This window comes from Micromonospora sp. NPDC002296, from assembly GCF_040296145.1.
Taxonomy (GTDB): Bacteria; Actinomycetota; Actinomycetes; order Mycobacteriales; family Micromonosporaceae; genus Micromonospora.
This window is the reverse complement of sequence record NZ_JBEOWQ010000025.1, coordinates 55,408-73,770: the sequence shown is the minus strand read 5'-3', so window position 1 is coordinate 73,770 and position 18,363 is coordinate 55,408. Positions and strand designations below refer to the sequence as shown.

General features: G+C 74.0%; 16 protein-coding genes. 13 read left to right on the top strand and 3 right to left on the bottom strand.

Annotated features, from left to right (window positions below; all coding sequences use genetic code 11):
• Positions 1-33 precede the first annotated feature (33 nt).
• The 7 genes from ABT023_RS19750 to ABT023_RS19720 all read left to right on the top strand — a co-directional run bounded on the left by ABT023_RS19750 (position 34) and on the right by ABT023_RS19720 (position 7,266).
• Positions 34-1,149, top strand: a complete 1,116-nt coding sequence (locus tag ABT023_RS19750) for an AAA family ATPase (RefSeq protein ID WP_350887637.1) — start codon at positions 34-36, stop codon at positions 1,147-1,149.
• A complete protein-coding gene (locus ABT023_RS19745) occupies positions 1,128-2,144 on the top strand; it encodes a DUF58 domain-containing protein (protein ID WP_502890718.1) in 1,017 nt (338 codons plus the stop codon). The genes ABT023_RS19750 and ABT023_RS19745 overlap by 22 nt, the downstream gene beginning before the upstream one ends.
• The gene (locus tag ABT023_RS19740; RefSeq protein ID WP_350887632.1) at positions 2,141-3,091 is read left to right on the top strand and encodes a VWA domain-containing protein; all 951 of its coding nucleotides are present in this window, start codon (positions 2,141-2,143) and stop codon (positions 3,089-3,091) included. Before ABT023_RS19745 ends, ABT023_RS19740 begins: the two co-directional genes overlap by 4 nt.
• A gap of 677 nt (positions 3,092-3,768) precedes the next feature.
• Entirely contained in the window at positions 3,769-4,473 is a 705-nt protein-coding gene (gene fabG / locus ABT023_RS19735; RefSeq protein WP_350887630.1) for a 3-oxoacyl-ACP reductase FabG, read from the top strand.
• A 39-nt stretch (positions 4,474-4,512) separates the two neighbouring features.
• On the top strand, positions 4,513-5,280 hold the full coding sequence (gene fabI, locus ABT023_RS19730; protein WP_350887629.1) for an enoyl-ACP reductase FabI: 768 nt from the start codon (positions 4,513-4,515) through the stop codon (positions 5,278-5,280).
• A 98-nt stretch (positions 5,281-5,378) separates the two neighbouring features.
• Positions 5,379-6,410, top strand: coding sequence for a ferrochelatase (locus ABT023_RS19725; RefSeq protein WP_350887627.1), 1,032 nt, complete (start codon positions 5,379-5,381; stop codon positions 6,408-6,410).
• A 76-nt stretch (positions 6,411-6,486) separates the two neighbouring features.
• A complete protein-coding gene (locus tag ABT023_RS19720; RefSeq protein ID WP_350887625.1) occupies positions 6,487-7,266 on the top strand; it encodes an HAD-IIA family hydrolase in 780 nt (259 codons plus the stop codon).
• Positions 7,267-7,353: 87 nt separating this feature from the next.
• Here the strand turns inward: ABT023_RS19720 and ABT023_RS19715 are convergent, their stop codons facing one another.
• The gene (locus ABT023_RS19715) at positions 7,354-8,148 is read right to left on the bottom strand and encodes an Rv1486c family protein (protein WP_350887622.1); all 795 of its coding nucleotides are present in this window, start codon (positions 8,146-8,148) and stop codon (positions 7,354-7,356) included.
• 186 nt (positions 8,149-8,334) lie between these two features.
• Between ABT023_RS19715 and ABT023_RS19710 the strand changes: the two genes are divergently transcribed.
• Positions 8,335-9,150 (top strand): DUF3097 domain-containing protein, encoded by an 816-nt coding sequence (locus tag ABT023_RS19710; protein ID WP_350887619.1) that lies wholly within the window; start codon positions 8,335-8,337, stop codon positions 9,148-9,150.
• Between the two features lie 100 nt (positions 9,151-9,250).
• Here the strand turns inward: ABT023_RS19710 and ABT023_RS19705 are convergent, their stop codons facing one another.
• Positions 9,251-10,567, bottom strand: coding sequence for a serine hydrolase domain-containing protein (locus tag ABT023_RS19705; protein ID WP_350887617.1), 1,317 nt, complete (start codon positions 10,565-10,567; stop codon positions 9,251-9,253).
• A gap of 114 nt (positions 10,568-10,681) precedes the next feature.
• On the opposite strand from ABT023_RS19705, the gene ABT023_RS19700 reads away from it, so the two are divergent.
• The 4 genes from ABT023_RS19700 to ABT023_RS19685 all read left to right on the top strand — a co-directional run bounded on the left by ABT023_RS19700 (position 10,682) and on the right by ABT023_RS19685 (position 15,578).
• The gene (locus ABT023_RS19700; RefSeq protein WP_350887614.1) at positions 10,682-11,155 is read left to right on the top strand and encodes an NfeD family protein; all 474 of its coding nucleotides are present in this window, start codon (positions 10,682-10,684) and stop codon (positions 11,153-11,155) included.
• A 5-nt stretch (positions 11,156-11,160) separates the two neighbouring features.
• A complete protein-coding gene (locus ABT023_RS19695) occupies positions 11,161-12,267 on the top strand; it encodes an SPFH domain-containing protein (RefSeq protein ID WP_350887611.1) in 1,107 nt (368 codons plus the stop codon).
• Between the two features lie 152 nt (positions 12,268-12,419).
• A complete protein-coding gene (locus ABT023_RS19690; protein WP_350887608.1) occupies positions 12,420-13,238 on the top strand; it encodes a hypothetical protein in 819 nt (272 codons plus the stop codon).
• 72 nt (positions 13,239-13,310) lie between these two features.
• Positions 13,311-15,578: a transglycosylase domain-containing protein gene (locus tag ABT023_RS19685; RefSeq protein WP_350887605.1), complete on the top strand. Its 2,268-nt coding sequence runs from the start codon at positions 13,311-13,313 to the stop codon at positions 15,576-15,578.
• Between the two features lie 9 nt (positions 15,579-15,587).
• Here the strand turns inward: ABT023_RS19685 and ABT023_RS19680 are convergent, their stop codons facing one another.
• Positions 15,588-17,426, bottom strand: coding sequence for a thiamine pyrophosphate-requiring protein (locus ABT023_RS19680; protein ID WP_350887602.1), 1,839 nt, complete (start codon positions 17,424-17,426; stop codon positions 15,588-15,590).
• Between the two features lie 121 nt (positions 17,427-17,547).
• Here ABT023_RS19680 and ABT023_RS19675 point away from each other — a divergent pair, with 121 nt between their 5' ends.
• A complete protein-coding gene (locus tag ABT023_RS19675) occupies positions 17,548-18,357 on the top strand; it encodes a TrmH family RNA methyltransferase (protein WP_350887600.1) in 810 nt (269 codons plus the stop codon).
• Positions 18,358-18,363: the final 6 nt, after the last annotated feature.

The window sequence follows — 18,363 nt, the reverse complement described above, 5'->3', positions numbered from 1 at the left end:
CGCCGCGACAATCGATCATGCTGTGGAGGACCGGTGGCCCAGCCGACCACGCCCGACACCCCGACGCCGAACGGCAGCGCGCCGGACACCCCCCCGACATCGGCGCAGCCGACGACCACCCCGGCTCAGGACGCGACGCTGCTGGAGCGCGCGCTGTTCGAGATCAAGCGGGTGATCGTCGGCCAGGACCGGATGGTCGAGCGGATGTTCGTGGCGCTGCTCGCCCGGGGGCACTGCCTGCTGGAGGGGGTGCCCGGGGTGGCGAAGACCCTCGCCGTGGAGACCCTCGCCAAGGTGGTCGGCGGATCCTTCGCCCGGGTGCAGTTCACCCCGGACCTGGTCCCCGCCGACATCATGGGCACCCGGATCTACCGGCAGTCCAGCGAGAAGTTCGACGTCGAGCTGGGCCCGGTCTTCGTCAACTTCCTGCTCGCCGACGAGATCAACCGGGCCCCGGCAAAGGTGCAGTCGGCCCTGCTGGAGGTGATGGGCGAGCGGCAGGTGTCCATCGGCGGCCGGACCCACCGGGTGCCGGACCCGTTCCTCGTGATGGCCACCCAGAACCCGATCGAGCAGGAGGGCGTCTACCCGCTTCCGGAGGCGCAGCGGGACCGCTTCCTGATGAAGATCGTCGTCGGGTATCCGACCGACGCCGAGGAACGGGAGATCGTGTACCGGATGGGGGTGACCCCGCCGCAGTCGACGCGGGTCTTCGACACCGAGGACCTGATCGCGCTGCAGCGCAAGGCCGACCAGGTCTTCGTGCACAACGCGCTGGTCGACTACGCGGTTCGGCTGGTGCTGGCCACCCGCGCCCCCGCCGAGCACGGCATGCCCGACGTCGCGCAACTGATCCAGTACGGCGCCAGCCCGCGCGCCTCGCTCGGACTGGTCCGGGCCGCCCGGGCGCTGGCGCTGCTGCGTGGCCGGGACTACGCCCTCCCGCAGGACGTGCAGGACATCGCGCCGGACATCCTGCGTCACCGGCTGGTGCTCAGCTACGACGCGCTCGCCGACGACGTGCCGGCCGACCACGTGGTGCACCGGGTGATGTCGACCATCCCGCTGCCGTCGGTGGCCCCGCGCCAGCAGGCCACCCCGAACGGCCCGCCGCCGGCCGCCGCCGGGTGGCCCGGGCAGCGGCCGTGACCTCACCCACCCCCACCGGGGGTACGCGGTGGTCGCCCTCACCCGCCGCCCCCCGCAGCGACGCGCTGCTGTCCCGGCTCCAGCTGATGGTCACCCGCAAGCTCGACGGCCTGCTCCAGGGCGACTACGCCGGACTGCTGCCCGGCCCGGGCAGTGAGGCGGGGGAGTCGCGCGAGTACCGCCCGGGCGACGACGTACGCCGGATGGACTGGCCGGTGACCGCGCGCACGACGACGCCGCACGTGCGGCGCACGGTCGCCGACCGGGAGCTGGAGACATGGCTCGCGGTTGACCTGTCCGCGAGCCTGGACTTCGGCACCGGCCAATGGCTGAAGCGGGACGTGGTGGTGGCCGCCGCCGCCGCGCTGACCCACCTGACCGTGCGCGGCGGCAACCGGATCGGGGCGGTGGTCGGCAGTGGCGCCGCTGCGGCAGCCCCGGCCGGACGCCGCCGGGTCGCGCCGCCGCCCGGACCCGGCCGGCTGGTCCGGCTGCCCGCCCGGTCCGGGCGGAAGGAGGCGCAGGGGCTGCTACGGGCGATCGCCGGCACCGAGATCCGGCCCGGGCGCAGCGACCTGGGCGCGCTGGTCGACATGCTGAACCGGCCGCCCCGCCGGCGGGGGGTCGCGGTGGTCATCTCCGACTTCCTCGCGCCGCCGCCGCAGTGGGCGCGGCCGATGCGTAAGCTGCGGGTCCGGCACGACGTGCTGGCGATCGAGGTGGTCGACCCGCGCGAGCTGGAGCTGCCCGACGTGGGGGTGCTGCCGGTGGTCGACCCGGAGACCGGGGAGCTGCACGAGGTGCAGACCGCCGACCCGCGGCTGCGCCGTCGGTACGCCGAGTCGGCCGCCGCCCAGCGCGCGGAGATCTCCGCCCAGCTCCGCGCCGCCGGAGCGGCCCACCTGCGACTGCGGACCGACACCGACTGGCTGCTCGACATGGTGCGCTTCGTCGCCGCTCAGCGGCACGCCCGCACCCGGGGGACGACACGATGATCCGTTTTCTGCAACCGTGGTGGCTGCTGGCCGTGCTGCCGGTGCTCGCCCTCGCCGCGCTGTACGTGTGGCGGCAGCTGCACCGCCGGGCGTACGCGATGCGGTTCACCAACGTGGACCTGCTGCGCACCCTGGCGCCGAAGGGGCTGGGCTGGCGGCGGCACGTGCCGGCGGTGGCGTTCCTGCTCTGCCTGCTGGTGCTGTCCACCGCCCTGGCCCGGCCGGCGATCGACACCAGGGAGCCGCTGGAGCGGGCCACCGTCATGCTGGCCATCGACGTTTCGCTGTCCATGCAGGCCGACGACGTGCCGCCGAACCGGCTGGAGGCCGCCCAGGAGGCGGCCAAGCAGTTCGTCGGCGAACTGCCGGAGAGCTACAACCTCGGCCTGGTCTCGTTCGCCAAGTCGGCGAACGTGCTGGTGCCGCCCGGCAAGGACCGGGGCGCGGTGACCAGCGCGATCGACGGGTTGGTGCTGGCCGAGGCGACGGCGACCGGCGAGGCGGTGTTCACCTGCCTGGAGGCGATCCGGTCGGTGCCGGCCGACGGCGCGGCGGGCATCCCGCCGGCCCGGATCGTGCTGCTCTCCGACGGCTTCCGCACCTCCGGGCGGGCGGTGGAGGAGGCCGCCGCCGCCGCCCAGGCGGCCAACGTGCCGGTCTCCACCATCGCCTTCGGCACCGACGCCGGCCAGGTCGACATCGGCGGGCAGCTCCAGCGGGTGCCGGTGGACCGACTGGCGCTGGCCGACCTGGCGGAGACCACCGACGGGTACTTCTACGAGGCGGCCTCGGTCAGCGAACTCAAGCAGGTCTACCAGGACATGGGCAGCTCGATAGGGTTCCGCACCGAGCCCCGCGAGATCACCCAGTGGTACGCCGGGATCGCGCTGCTGCTGGCCCTCTGCGCGGGCGCCACGAGTCTCCTGTGGTCCTCCCGCCTGATCTGACCGGCCCCGGCCCGCGTCGACCCGTGGGGTCGGCGTGGGGCGGGGTCGGTCAGTGACCGGCGGAGGTGAGGACGAAGACGACGGCAACCCAGACGGCGGCGAGGGTGAAGCCCAGGGGGGCGACGTAACGGCTCATGGGAAGGCTCCGGTGGCGGCTCGACGGTCCGCGTTGTCGCGGGACCGCAGGGGTAGGCAGGACGCGCACACGAAGTCGTGACCGGGCGGCTCCCGGCGCGGCTCGGTCGTCCGGCGCGGGGCCGGTGACCGGGCGGAGGCGGGGAGCGGAGCTGGGTCAGCTCACCTGCTGAGTCGTGGCTCAGCGGGGCTGACGTTCGGCCCGGCCACGACTGGGAGGATCGCTATCTCGCACAGCGATCACCTCCTGCGGTCGGCGGGGCCCGGAACGCGGACCGCACGGCCCGCAAACGTGGATCATCGTACACCGGGATGGTCGCCGGACGGCACTCGGCCGACGGGTCGACCGAGCGGCTCCGCGGCACCGACCGGCGGGCGGTCCGCGACCCGCCGGGGACGCGGCAGCCGGGACCAGGTGGCCGTGCCGCCACGGGGTGATCCGGGTGTCGGACCAGGGGGTTGCCCGGGCGGCGTTAGCGCTTACCTGCCGGTAACGCCTAGGCTCCGACCGACCGGGAGATCATCGAACTGAGGGGGGACCCGTGGCCCGTACCGTCCTGGTGACCGGCGGCAACCGGGGGATCGGCCTGGCCATCGCGCAGGCCTTCGCCAAGCAGGGCGACCGGGTGGCGGTGACGCACCGCAGTGGTGACGCACCCGAGGGGCTGTTCGGGGTGCGGTGCGACGTGACCGACTCCGCCTCCGTCGACGCGGCCTTCGGCGCCATCGAGGCCGAGCTGGGCCCGGTCGAGGTGCTGGTGGCCAACGCCGGCATCACCGACGACACCCTGATCATGCGGATGTCGGAGGAGCAGTTCACCCGGGTGGTGGACACCAACCTCACCGGCGCGTTCCGCTGCGCCAAGCGCGCCTCGACGAAGATGCTCCGGGCCAAGTGGGGCCGGATGATCTTCATCTCCTCGGTCGTCGGCCTGTACGGCGGCCCCGGTCAGGTCAACTACGCGGCGAGCAAGGCCGGCATGGTCGGCGTGGCCCGCTCGATCACCCGGGAGCTGGGCGGACGCAACATCACCGCCAACGTCGTCGCGCCCGGCTTCATCGACACCGACATGACCGCCGCGCTGCCCGAGGACCGCCGGACCGAGTACCTCAAGTCCATCCCCGCCGGCCGGTTCGCCACCCCCGACGAGGTCGCCGCGGTGGTCGCCTGGCTGGCCTCGGACGCCGCCGGCTACATCTCCGGCGCCGTGATCCCGGTCGACGGCGGCCTGGGCATGGGCCACTGACGCTGCCTCATCGCACCGACTCAACGGAGGAACCCCGACATGTCCGGACTGCTGGCCGGTAAGCGGCTGCTGGTCACCGGCGTCATCACCGACGCCTCGATCGCCTTCTCCGTGGCGAAGCTCGCCCAGGAGAACGGCGCGCAGGTCGTGCTCACCGGCTACGGCCGGCTCTCCCTGGTCGAGCGGATCGCCAGGCGGCTGCCCGAGCCGGCCCCGGTGATCGAGCTGGACGTGGCCAACGCCGAGCACCTCGCCGGCCTGGCCGACAAGGTCCGGGAGCACGTCGACGGCCTCGACGGGGTGGTGCACTCGATCGGCTTCGCCCCGCAGAGCTGCCTCGGCGGCGGGTTCCTCGACGCGCCGTGGGAGGACGTGGCCACCGCGCTGCACGTCTCGACGTACTCCTACAAGTCCCTGGCCATGGCGGCGCTGCCGCTGATGCAGCCGGGCGGCGCGGTGGTCGGGCTGACCTTCGACGCCACCAAGGCGTGGCCGGTCTACGACTGGATGGGCGTGGCCAAGGCCGGGCTGGAGTCCGCCTCCCGCTACCTCGCGATGCACCTGGGCAAGCAGGGCATCCGCAGCAACCTGGTCGCCGCCGGCCCGCTGCGCACCATCGCGGCGAAGTCGATCCCCGGCTTCGAGCAGTTCGAGGAGGCCTGGGCCGAGCGCGCCCCGCTGGGCTGGAGCCTCACCGACCAGGAGCCGGCCGCCCGGGCCTGCCTGGCGCTGATGTCGGACTGGTTCCCGGCGACCACCGGCGAGATCGTCCACGTCGACGGCGGCTACCACGCCATCGGTGCCTGACGTCGCGGGCGGGCCCGCCGGCGCGGGGGCCCGCCCCTGCACACCCCGGACCAGGGGGCGTCGCCCGGCCGCCGACGGGGGCGGGGAAGAATAGGCCCATGGCGTACGACGCGTTGGTGCTGGTCTCCTTCGGCGGCCCGGAGCGGCCCGAGGACGTGCTGCCCTTCCTCCAGAACGTGACCCGGGGGCGGGGCGTGCCCCCGGAGCGGCTGGCGGAGGTCGTCGAGCACTACCAGCACTTCGGCGGGGTCTCCCCGATCAACCAGCAGTGCCGTGACCTGCTCGCCGCCATCCGGGCGGACTTCGCCGCCCACGGCGTCGACCTGCCGGTCTACTGGGGCAACCGGAACTGGGACCCGATGCTCGCCGACACCGTGGCCCGGATGCGCGACGACGGGGTCACCAACGCCCTGGCGCTCGTGACCAGCGCGTACGGCGGCTACTCCTCCTGCCGCCAGTACCAGGAGGACATCACGAAGGCCCGCGCGGCGGTCGGCCCGGACGCCCCGGTGATCGAGAAGCTGCGCCAGTTCTGGGACCACCCGGGCTTCGTCGAGCCACACGCCGACGCGGTCAGGGCGGCGCTGGGCCGGCTCGACCCGGCGACGCGGGCCACCACCCGGCTGGTCTTCACCGCCCACTCCGTCCCCGTCTCGGCGGCCGAGAACGCCGGCCCGCACGGCGGCCGGTACACCGCCCAACTCGCGGAGGTGGCCCGGCTGGTGCACGCCGCCGCCGCGCCCGACCTGCCGTACGACCTGGTGTGGCAGAGCCGCTCCGGCCCGCCCCAGGTGCCGTGGCTGGAGCCGGACGTCAACGACCACCTGGCCGCCCTCGCCGAGGCCGGCACCACCACCGCCGTGGTGGTCAGCCCGATCGGGTTCGTCTCCGACCACCTGGAGGTGGTGTGGGACCTCGACACCGAGGCGGCGGAGACGGCCAAACAACTCGGGCTGGACTTCGTCCGGGCCGGCACCCCGGGCACCGACCCGCGTTTCGTGGCCATGGCGCGCGAGCTGGTCGCCGAGCGCACCGAACCGGGCGGGGAGCGGCTGCGCCGCCGCCTCGGCGAGCTGCCGCTGTGGGACACCTGCCCGACGGTGTGCTGCGTGCCGACCCGCCGGCCCTGACCCGCCGACCGCCACCTCCGACACCCGTGCGGGTCACCGTCCGACGGCCCCGCCCCGACATCCCCTGGGACGACGAATGCACGAACGTAAGCCGGTGCAGAGCTGGCTGACCGACATGGACGGCGTGCTGGTGCACGAGGGCCAGCCGGTACCGGGCGCACCGGAGTTCATCAACAAGCTGCGCTCCTCAGGCAAGCCGTTCCTGGTGCTGACCAACAACTCCATCTACACCCCGCGTGACCTTCGGGCCCGGCTGACCCGGATGGGCTTCGAGGTGCCCGAGCACGCCATCTGGACGTCGGCGCTGGCCACCGCCCAGTTCCTGGGCGACCAGCGGCCGGGCGGCACCGCGTACGCGATCGGGGAGGCCGGGCTGACCACGGCGCTGCACGCGGTCGGCTACGTGCTCACCGACTTCGCCCCCGACTACGTGGTGCTGGGGGAGACCCGGACGTACAGCTTCGAGGCGATCACCAAGGCGGTCCGGCTGATCAACGAGGGGGCGCGGTTCATCTGCACCAACCCCGACGTCACCGGCCCGTCGGTCGAGGGCGCGCTGCCGGCCGCCGGCTCGGTCGCGGCGATGATCTCGAAGGCGACCGGGGTGGCGCCGTACTTCGTCGGCAAGCCCAACCCGATGATGATGCGCTCGGCGCTGAACACCATCGACGCGCACTCCGAGACGACCGCCATGATCGGCGACCGGATGGACACCGACGTGCTGTGCGGCCTGGAGGCCGGGCTGGAGACGATCCTGGTGCTGACCGGGATCAGCACCCGGGCCGAGGCCGAGCGGTACCCGTACCGCCCGTCGCGGATCGTCAACTCGGTGGCCGACCTGATGGACGACATCTGACCCCGACGGTCGTCAACTCCCAGGCCGACCCGACCCGGCCGGGGGCCGGGCCAGGCGGGTGCCGGGGCACTGAGGGCCGACGGGGGGTCAGGGGCGCAGCGGGGCGTTGCAGGCGGCGACGAGGGCCTGCCGGCAGGCGGTGGTGAGCGGGCGCAGCGCGGCGTCGCGCTGCTGGGCCTCGTAGTTGTTGATCGCGCCGCCCGGCGCGTTGTGCCCGGCCAGCGCCAGCACCCGGTCCAGCACGGCGGCGCGGGCGAACAGCCGCCGCGCCCGGGGGTCGAAGCCCGGTGGCAGGTCGGTGGTCCCGTCGGGGCGGCGCAGCGCGGCCAGCGCGCCGGCCAGCTCGGGCCGCCACTGGGCCACGTCGAGCCGGGTCAGCGCCGCGGTGGTCTCGGCGAGCGCGCTGGCCAGTTCCGCCTCCGCCTCGGCGGCGCCGGGCGAGGCCAGCGAGGCGGCCGGGGCGTCGGCGGGCAGTGGGTAGCAGCGCCAGAGCACCGTCTCGAAGGTCATCCCCGAGCCGGAGGTGTGCGTGCGCACCTGCGGGATCAGCCCGATCCCGCCGGCCACCACCGCCTCGCCGGTGACCAGCGCGGTGCCCGCGAAGTCGCCCGGCCCGGGCAGCCCCCGAGGATCGCCGGGCGCGGGCAGAACCAGCCGGATCTCGTCCGGGGAGAGCTTCGCCAGGGTGGGCAGCGCGTCCCGCAGTGGGACGTCGGTCCAGGTGCCGGGGGCGTCCGAGACGAGGTGCTCCTCGTCGCCGGCGATCTCCTCGGCGACCTCGTCGTAGGGCACGAGGCCGGCGCGCCACGCGCGCACCCAGGCAACGAACCGGCTCGACCGGCGGGGCGCGAGGGTGACCGCGCCCGCTGCGGGGGAGGACATGCAAGAGAGGGTACGTGGTACGCGCCGCCCCTGTCTCGACTGCCGCGTGCCCCGCTTCGGTTAGCGTCGATCATGGACCCGTGGTGACCGGATATTCCGTTCGTGCGCCTTTTGCGGGGGTGCTTCGACTCAATGATCGGCGCGGCTGACGCGCCCCCGGGGTGGGGCGGGGGTTAGCGTGGCGGGATGGTGGGGCGTTACGGCGAGGACGTGTTGGCGGGGGACTGGCGGCGGCGGAAGACGACCCCCGAGGTGGACGCGGAACCCGATCTCGTGGTCGAGGACGCCGACTCCGGGTTCTGCGGCGCGGTCATCGGCTTCGAGTCCGGGGCGGTGGTGCTGGAGGACCGGCACGGCCGGCGGCGCAACTTCCCGCTGTTGCCGGCGGCGTTCCTGCTCGACGGCCGGCCGGTCACGCTGAGCCGCCCGGCCCGCGCGCCCGTGCCGGCGGCCCGCCGACGTACCGCGTCCGGCTCGATCGCGGTCGACGGGGTGCGGGCGCAGGTGGCCAAGGCCAGCCGGATCTGGGTCGAGGGCGTGCACGACGCCGCCCTCGTCGAGCGCATCTGGGGCGACGACCTGCGCGTCGAGGGCGTGGTGGTGGAGCCGCTGGACGGCATCGACGAGCTTTCCGCGCAGGTGCGCGACTTCGCCCCCGGCCCGTCCCGGCGGCTCGGCGTGCTGGTCGACCATCTGGTGCCCGGCTCGAAGGAGAGCCGGATCGTGGCCCGGGTGAACTCCCCGCACGTGCTGGTCACCGGCCATCCCTACGTCGACGTGTGGCAGGCCGTCAAGCCGGCCGCGCTGGGCATCGCGGCGTGGCCGGTGGTGCCGCCGGGGCGGCCGTGGAAGGAGGGGGTCTGCGCGGCCCTCGGGGTGGCGGAGCCGGCCGACATGTGGCGGCACGTCCTGTCCCGGGTGGACAGCTTCGCCGACGTGGAGACCCCGTTGATCAACGCCATGGAACGGCTGATCGACTTCGTCACCGTCCCCCCGTCCTGACCCCACCCACCCCCCGGCCGCGCACAGTCACGGAAAGCGTGGCCGTTCGCCGAGGCACAACCACGCTTTCCGTGAGTGCACCGGCACCGGCACCGGGGGGTCAGGGTTCTTCGTCGGGGGTGCGGGTCAGGACGAAGGTGGCCACGTCCAGGGCGACGGGGTGGGCCTCGGCGTCGCGGAGCACGGTGAGGATCTCGCCGTCCTGCGGGCCGGAGATGCCCCGCCAGCGGTCCGGGCCCTCCCGGGTGAACCGCATGACCGGGTTGCCGACCGGGCCGGCCCGCAGCTCACCGGTGGCGGCGTCGGCGCTGAACTCGACCTCCGCGCCCATCCACCACCAGCGGCCGGTCAGCTCGGTCAGCTCGGCCGGGGGCGGGGCGTCGGCCGGGCGCCACGGCTCGACCGGGTCCGGCAGCGCGTCCAGGACGGTGGTCAGCACCTCCCGGCCGAGGCCGCCGACGTGGCCGACCCGCAGGCCGTACGAGTTGGCGAAGCCCACCACGGCGGTGCGGGTGGGGCGGTGCACGGCCAGCGCGGCGACGTACCCGGGCATCGACCCGCCGTGGCCGACGTACACCCGGTCGCCGACCCGGTACAGCTCGACGCCGAGGCCGTGCCCGCCGGTCCACGAGTCGAGGTCGCTGATCGCCACCGGCGCGCACATCTCGGTGAGCGTCGCCGGGGCGAGGACGGCCGGGTCGGGGTCGGCCAGGAACGCGGCCCACCGGCCGAGGTCGGTGATCGTGGACCAGAGCTGCCCGGCGGGGGCCATCGCCCCGGTGTCGGTACGCGGCTCCTCCCGCAGCGTGTCGTGCCACGGGTGCACCACGTACCCCCGGGCGAACGGCTCGGCGGCCTGGTACGTGGTGCGGGTCATGCCCAGCGGCTCCAGGACGCGCTGCCGGAGCAGGTCGAACCAGCCCGTCCCGGTGACCGCCTCCAGCACCCCGCCGAGCAGCCCGTACGCCAGGTTGGAGTAGTGGTAGACCCGGTGCGGCGGGTAGGCGATCTTGTGTTCGCCCACGCCGGCCAGCACGGACGCCAGGCCGCCGACCTCGACCCGTTCCCACCAGGTGCCGTCGGGCTCGCGCTGGAGGCCGCTGGCGTGGCCGAGGAGCTGGCGCAGGGTGAGCGCGCCGACCCCGGTGCCGGGCAGGTACGCGTCGAGGGGGTCGTGCAGGGCCAGCGTCCCGGCGTCGCGCTGCTGCATGACCAGCACCGCGGTCATCGTCTTGGTGATCGAGCCGAGTCGGTACTGCCGGTCGGAATCCGGGCGGGGGTGCTCCCCGGCTGCGGCGACGTGGGCCAACTCACCGTCGCGCACCACGCCGAGCACGAGCGACGGGGTACGCCCGGCGGACTGTGCCCGGGCGACTGCGGCGTCGACCCCTCGGACGGTCTCGGATGGCAGTGACACGGCTCCTCCACGGGCTCGCGGGACGGCTGTCACCGTCCTCCCAGAATGGCTCCCCGCCGAGCTTACTGATCTTGTCGAGGGGCCGCGTGTGCTCCGACGTGTCACTCTTGGGTGGTGGACGCGGTGTTCTGGGTCGTACTGGGTGTGGTGTTGGCGGTCGCCGAGATCTTCACGACGACGCTGTTCCTGATCATGTTCTCGGTCGGCGCGTTCGCCGCCGCCGGGGCCGCGGCCCTGGGCGCGCCGACCGCCGTCCAGGCGCTGGTGTTCGCGGTGGTCTCGGCGCTCACCGTGGCGGTGGCCCGGCCGGCGATCCGCCGGCACGCCCGCTCCGCCCAGGAGAGCGGCGAGCAGCCGTTCGGGGTGGAGGCGATCGAGGGGTCCACCGCCCTGGTGCTGGAGCGGGTCGACGCCGACCAGGGCCTCGTCAAGATCGACGGAGAGCTGTGGACCGCCCGGTCGTTCGACGCGACGCAGAGCTTCCTCCCCGGTCGGCGGGTGCGGGTGATCAAGATCCAGGGTGCGACGGCCCTGGTATGGGATGACGACGTTTCCACCTCGGGCGAGCTGCCCGAAGCGAGAGGGTGAAAGGCATGGAATTTGTGACGGTGCTGTTGGTCGCCGTGGCGTTGATCGTCATGGTGACCCTGGTCAAGGCGGTGCGGATCGTGCCGCAGCAGCGCCAGGACGTGGTCGAGCGGCTCGGCAAGTACAAGCGCACCTTGAACCCGGGCCTGAACCTGCTGGTCCCGTTCGTCGACGCGGTCCGCACCAAGGTCGACATGCGGGAGCAGGTGGTCAGCTTCCCGCCGCAGCCGGTGATCACCTCGGACAACCTGGTGGTGTCGATCGACACGGTGCTCTACTTCAAGGTCATCGACGCGGCCCGGGCGACGTACGAGATCTCGAACTTCCTCCAGGCCATCGAGCAGCTCACCGTCACGACCCTGCGTAACGTGATCGGCTCGCTGGACCTGGAGCGGGCGCTGACCAGCCGCGAGGAGATCAACCGGCACCTCTCGGGCGTGCTGGACGAGACCACCGGCCGGTGGGGCATCAAGGTCACCCGGGTGGAGATCAAGGCCATCGAGCCGCCGGCCAGCATCCGCGACTCGATGGAGAAGCAGATGCGCGCCGAGCGGGACCGCCGGGCGGCGATCCTGACCGCCGAGGGCCACAAGCAGTCGCAGATCCTCACCGCCGAGGGCGACAAGCAGTCCGCGGTGCTACGGGCCGACGGTGACCGGCAGGCCCGGATCCTCCAGGCCGAGGGCCAGGCGAAGGCCATCCGGACGGTCTTCGACGCGATCCACCAGGCCAACCCGAGCCAGAAGGTGCTCGCCTACCAGTACCTCCAGGCGCTGCCGCAGATCGCCAACGGCACGGCCAACAAGGTCTGGATCGTCCCGGCCGAGCTGACCAAGGCCCTGGAGGGAATGGGCGGCGCGCTGGGCGGGCTGAGCCAGATGGTCGGCGACCAGCCCGCGCCCGAGGCGGCCGGCCACGCGAGCGCCGTCGAGCGGGAGGCCGCCGAGGCCGCCGAGGCCGCGGCCGCCGCCGCCCAGCAGATCCACGACGAGGTACGCGTCGCCGAGGCGCAGGCCACCGGCGGCCATGGTCCGCAGGGACTGCCGGCCCCCGAGCCGGTGTCCCCGGGGAGCCTGCTGCGCGACCCGGCCGACCAGCGCGAGCGGGGCTGACACCCGCCCGGGCGGGGCCCGGGGCGGAATGCGAATAACCCTCATGCGGCGCTCCGGCACCTGACACGATCGGTCCGAAGGACGGGTGGTGACCAGGAGCCGGGGCGCCGCGGCGCGTCCCCGCCCCGCCGACCAGCGCAGCGAGGTGACGCATGAAGGATCCCGCGGACAAGCTCTTCTCCAGCACCCCGGTGCCCGGCGCGCACGACCCGGCCGGGCCGATCGGCACCCGACGCACCGGGGGCGGGTTCGGGGTGCTGCCGTTCGTCGGCGAGCCGACGCCCGCCCGTCCCGCGACCGACGCCACCTGGGCCTGGTCGCTGCGCCGCTTCGGCCGCGCCGCCGTGTGGCTGCTGCCGGCGTACGCGGTGCTGTACGGCGTGGTCGCGATGGCCAGCGACGGCGGGGTGGGCAACGCCCCGTACCCGGCCGACGGGGGGCAGCTCTACCTGATCGGCTGGGTCGCCGCCGTCTGGCTCGGGCTGCTCGCCCTGCTGGCCCTGACCGGCCTGCTCGCCGCCACCCGCAGCCGCCGGGTGGCCGCCGCGGGGTTGCTGGTCAGCATCGCCGGCACCGTGCTCATGTTGCCCTTCGCCGGGCTGACCGAGCAGGCCCCGGTCTTCGGCACCACGGCCCGCACGCTCGTGCTTCTCGGGGCCACCTGCTACACGGTGGGCTGGTTCCTCACCGGCTGGGCGGTGGCCCGTTCCGGCATGTTCAGCATCGGCGACGGCGCGATGCTGATGATCGCCGCCCCGCTGGTCGGCATCGGCGGCGCGCTGATCGGGTCCCTGCAGACCTTCGGGGCGATCTTCGTGCTGATCGCCGGAATCGGCATCGGGTACCGCTCCGGTCGTCTGGTTCCCGCCGCGATCGCCCGGGACGCGGCCAGCGCCAGCGTCGCCACCGCCACCGCCCCGGGCGGCGGCGCGACCCCGGGTCGCGGCGGCGGCCCGCTCGCCGCGGGCTGACCCGGTTCCCGCCGGTCGGGAGGTTCGTCCCACAACCTGCCGCCCAGGTGGGGAAGCGCCTGGTAGGACGCGGTGAATTACCTGACAATCGTCCCCGGGGCTGGCCGGATCGCGGCTTTCGTGGCAATCCTTGGCTCCATGCCGCCACCCCGGTCGCCGCTGTCGCGGCTGTTCACCGTGCTCCTCGCCGGCGTGCTCGCCGGCCTCGTCCTGGCGGTCGCGGCGCTGCCGGGCAACCTGCTGCTCGGGTACGCCGCGAAGTCGGCGATCGGGTCGTACGCCGTGCTGCCCGAGGCGCTGCGCACCCCGATCACCCCGCAGCGGTCGTACCTCTACGCCAACGACGGCAAGACGCTGATCACCACGTTCTACGACGTCAACCGCACCGACGTGCCGCTGGCCGAGATCGCCCCGGTGATGCGTCAGGCCATCGTGGCGGCCGAGGACCGGCGGTTCTACTCGCACGGGGGTGCCGACCTGCGCGGCCTCGCCCGCGCCCTGGTCGCCAACGTCACCGGCGGCGGCACCGAGCAGGGCGGCTCCACGCTTACCATGCAGTACGTCCGCAACGTGCTCAAGACCGACCCGGACCGCACCGCCGAGGAGCGGCAGGCCGCCACCGAGCAGACCGTCGGGCGCAAGCTCCAGGAGATCCGGTACGCCACGGCGCTGGAGCAGCGGCTCAGCAAGGACGAGATCCTCAACGGCTACCTCAACATCGCGTACTTCGGCTCCGGCGCGTACGGCATCGCGGCGGCCAGCCAGCGCTACTTCGCCAAGTCCCCGGCCGAGCTGACCCTGCCCGAGGCGGCCCTGCTCGCCGGCCTGGTCCAGTCGCCGGACGCGTACAGCCCGATCGACGGCGACGCCGGCGCGGCGCTGGACCGGCGCGGGTACGTGCTCGACGCGATGGCCGGCACCGGCGCGATCACCGCCGAGCAGGCCTCGGCGGCCAAGGCGGAGAAGCCGGCGCTGAGCCCCACCCGGCAGCCCAACGGCTGCACCGCCGTGGCGAAGGGCCACGACGACTGGGGCTTCTTCTGCGACTACCTGCGCCAGTGGTGGCTCACCCAGCCCGCGTTCGGCGACACCGTCGAGGAGCGTGAGCAGGCGCTGCGCCGGGGCGGCTACACCGTGGTCACCTCCCTGGACCCGAAGATCCAGGCCACGGCGCAGCAGCAGGCCACCGCCGTCTACGGGTACGACAACAAGCGCGCCCTGCCGATCGCGGCCGTGCAGCCCGGCACCGGCCGCGTGCTCGCCATGGCGGTCAACCGGCACTACAGCCTCGAGGACAACCCGGGCGGGCAGGCCAACCACCCCAACACCGTCAACCCGCTGGTCTCCGGTGGCGGCGGCGTCGACGGGTACCAGGCCGGGTCGACGTTCAAGTTGTTCACCATGCTCGCCGCGCTGGAGAACGGAAAGCAGCTCGCCACCGGCTTCGACGCGCCCAGCCGGCTGCCCACCCGGTACGCCGCCGAGGGCGAGGCAAGCTGCGACGGCAAGTGGTGCCCGGCGAACGCCAACCCGCAGTGGATGGACGGCTACCGCACCATGTGGGACGGCTTCGGCCGCTCGGTGAACACGTACTTCGTCTGGCTCGCCGAACAGGTCGGCCCGGCGAAGGTGGTGGAGATGGCCCAGCGCCTCGGCATCACCTTCCGGGCCGAATCGGACGCCGCCTTCGCGAAGGACAACGCCGCCAACTGGGGGTCGTTCACCCTCGGCGTGGCCGCCACCACCCCCCTCGACCTCGCGAACGCGTACGCGACCGTGGCCGCCGAGGGCACGTACTGTGCCCCGCTGCCGGTGGTCTCGGTGACCGCCGCCGACGGCGACCGGGTGCCGGTCGGCGACCCGTCCTGCCGCAAGGTGCTCGACGCCGACGTGGCCCGGGCGGCCACCGACGCGGCGCGCTGCCCGGTCGGCCAGCAGACCACGTTCGGCCAGTGCGACGGCGGCACCGCGACCTCGGTGGACCGGATCGTCGGCCGGTCGGTCGCCGGCAAGACCGGCAGCTCGGAGAGGAACGCCACCGAGACGTTCGTCGGCTTCACCCCGCAGGTCGCCGTGGCCGGCATCGCCGCCAACCCGGACGACCCGGGCGACTCGGTCGGCTCGGCCGTGCAGGCAAAGGTGATCGACGCGGTGGCCCGGACCATCCGCACGGCCGTCGCCGGCCAGCCGGTGCGCGACTTCACCCCGCCCAGCCGGGAGTTGGCCGGCGAGGTGCGCCGCCCGGCCCCGGAGCCGAGCCCCCCGCAGCAGCAGCGCCGGCAGCAGGAACGGAACCTGCCGCCGGACGTGCTCCGCTGGCTCAACCGAGGCCGAGGCTGAGGCGCGCGCTCAGCGGCGGCGGGGACGCCAGGTGGCGACGGCGCTGGGCACGCCGCGCCGGATGATCCCCGCCCGGTCGGCGTCGCCGCGCAGCATCGCCGCCGCCGTGTTGCGCGCCTGTTCGCCGGTGAAGTGCGGGGGCAGCATCAGCTCCGCCGGGTCCACCACCGCGTTGATCACCGTCGGCCGGTCGGCGGTCAGGGCGCGCCGCCACACGTCCGGCACCTGGTCGGGGGAGTCGACCAGGACGCCGTGCAGGCCGAGCACCTCCGCCCACCGGTGGTAGTCGACGTCGGGCAGGTCCTGGCTGGCCGGGTACGCCGGCGTGCCCTCGGTGGAGCGCTGCTCCCAGCTGACGAAGGCGAGGTCCCGGTTGTTCAGCACCAGCACCACGAACCGGGGATCCGACCAGCTCCGCCAGTACTTCGCCACGGTGATCAGCTCGTTGACCCCGTTCATCTGCATCGCACCGTCGCCGAGCAGCGCCACCAGCGGCCGGTCCGGGTGGGCGAACTTCGCCGCGATCCCGTACGGCATGCCCCCGCCCATGGACAGCAGGGTGCCCGACAGGCTGGCCAGCATCCCGGGGCGGACCCGTACGTGCCGGGCGTACCAGGCGGTGCTGGTGCCGCAGTCCACCGAGAGCATCACGTCCCCCGGTAGCTGGTCGTCCAGCGCCGTGAACAGCGACTGCGGGTTCACCGGGTCGGCGGGCTGGCCGGCGATCTCCCGCTGGGCACGCCGCCAGGCGGAGGTGGCGTCGGCGATCTTCTGCCGCCAGGCGGTCGGGGCCGGGCCGGGGCCCAGCTCGCGCAGCAGCGCCCGCAGCGTCGGCCCGGCGTCGCCGGTGAGGTTGACCTCGGTGGGGTAGCGCAGCCCCATCCGGCTGCCGTCCACGTCGATCTGCACGGCCCGGGCCTGCCCCTCGGGCGGGTAGAACTCCGAGTACGGCATGTTGCTGCCCACGATCAGCAGCCGGTCGCAGTCGCGCATGAGCTGCCAGCTCGGCCGGGTGCCGAGCAGCCCGATCGCCCCGGTGACCCACGGCTCGCGGTGGTCGACGGCGGCGAACCCGAGCAGGGCGGCGGCCACCCCGGCGCCGAGCCGGTCGGCGATCTGTCGTACCTCGCTCTCGGCGCCCAGCGCGCCCTGGCCGACCAGCATCGCCACCCGCTCGCCGCCGCGCAGCACCTCGGCGGCCCGGCGCACGTCGGCCTCCGGCGGCACGGTGGTGGCGCTGCTCGGCACGGCGCTGGTGTGGTAGTAGCCGTGGGCGTGCGGCGGGTCCGGCACCGCCGGGCGGTCCTGCACGTCCAGGGGGAGCACCAGCGCGGTGACGGTACGCCGGGCCAGCGCCGTCCGGCAGGCCCGGTCCACCAGGTGCCGCGCCTGGGACGGGTCGTCGAGCTGGGCCAGGAACGCCGAGGCGACATCCTTGTAGAGGGCGAGCAGGTCGATCTCCTGGTAATAGCCGCCGCCCTCGGCGGTCAGCGCGGTGTTCCCGACCAGGGCCACCACCGGCTGGTGGTCCAGCTTCGCGTCGTACAGGCCGTTGAGCAGGTGGACCGCCCCGGGGCCGCTGGTGACCAGGGCACAGCCGAGCGGGCCGCCGCCGTACTTCACGTGCGCCGAGGCGGCGAAACCGGCGGTCTCCTCGTGCCGCACCTGGACGAACTCCGCCCGCCCGGCGGCGCGTTGCAGCGCCGAGGTCATGCCGTTGATGCCGTCGCCGGGCAAGCCGAAGTACCGGCGTACGCCCCACTGCGCCAGCCGGGCCACGACGTGATCGGCGACGGTGGCGTTCTTCGGCAGCGTGACCCGCCCGTCCGGTGTCTGGCGTGCGCCCACCTGTCCGTCCCTCCGGTCGAGTCCGAGTTCCCCGGGGCGTCGTTCCCGTTCGTACCGGCGGAAAACGCCGACCCGGTGACCGGCGCGCGGGGCCGGCGGCGCGGTCCGGCAGAATCGCCGGGTGCCCGTCCACCAGATCACCGACCCCGACGACGACCGGATCGCCGACTACCGCGCCCTCACCGACGTGGAGCTGCGCACCCGGTGGGAGCCGCCGCACGGCCTGTTCATCGCCGAGGGGGAGCTGGTGCTGCGCCGGGCGCTGCGGGCCGGCTACCCCGCCCGGTCGTTCCTGGTCGACGCCAAGCGCGTCGACCAGCTCGCCGACCTCGACACCGGCGACGCCCCCGTGTACGCGGCCACCCAGGAGGTGCTGGAGCGGGCCACCGGCTTCCACGTGCACCGGGGGGTGCTCGCCTCGTTCCACCGCAAGCCGCTGCCGGACGCGGCCGAGGTGCTCGCCGACGCCCGGCGGGTGGTGATCCTGGAGGACGTCAACAACCACACCAACCTGGGTGCGATCTTCCGGGCGGTGGCCGCGCTGGGGGTGGACGCCGTGCTGCTCTCCCCGTCCTGCGCCGACCCGCTCTACCGGCGCAGCGTCCGGGTCAGCATGGGGGAGGTCTTCGCCGTGCCGTACGCCCGGCTGGCGCCCTGGCCGGACGCGCTCGCCGACGTCCGCGCGGCCGGCTTCGCGGTGCTGGCGCTGACCCCCGCGCCGGACGCGGTGCCGATCCAACGTCTCGACGCCGCCGCCCGGGCCCGCTCGGCGCTGCTGCTGGGCGCGGAGGGGGCCGGGCTGACCCGGGCCGCGATGGACGCCGGCGACGTGCGGGTGGTGATCCCGATGCGGCGTGGGGTGGACTCGCTCAACGTGGCCGCCGCCACCGCCGTGGCCTGCTGGGAGCTGAGCCGCGACGACCCGGCCTAGTAATGT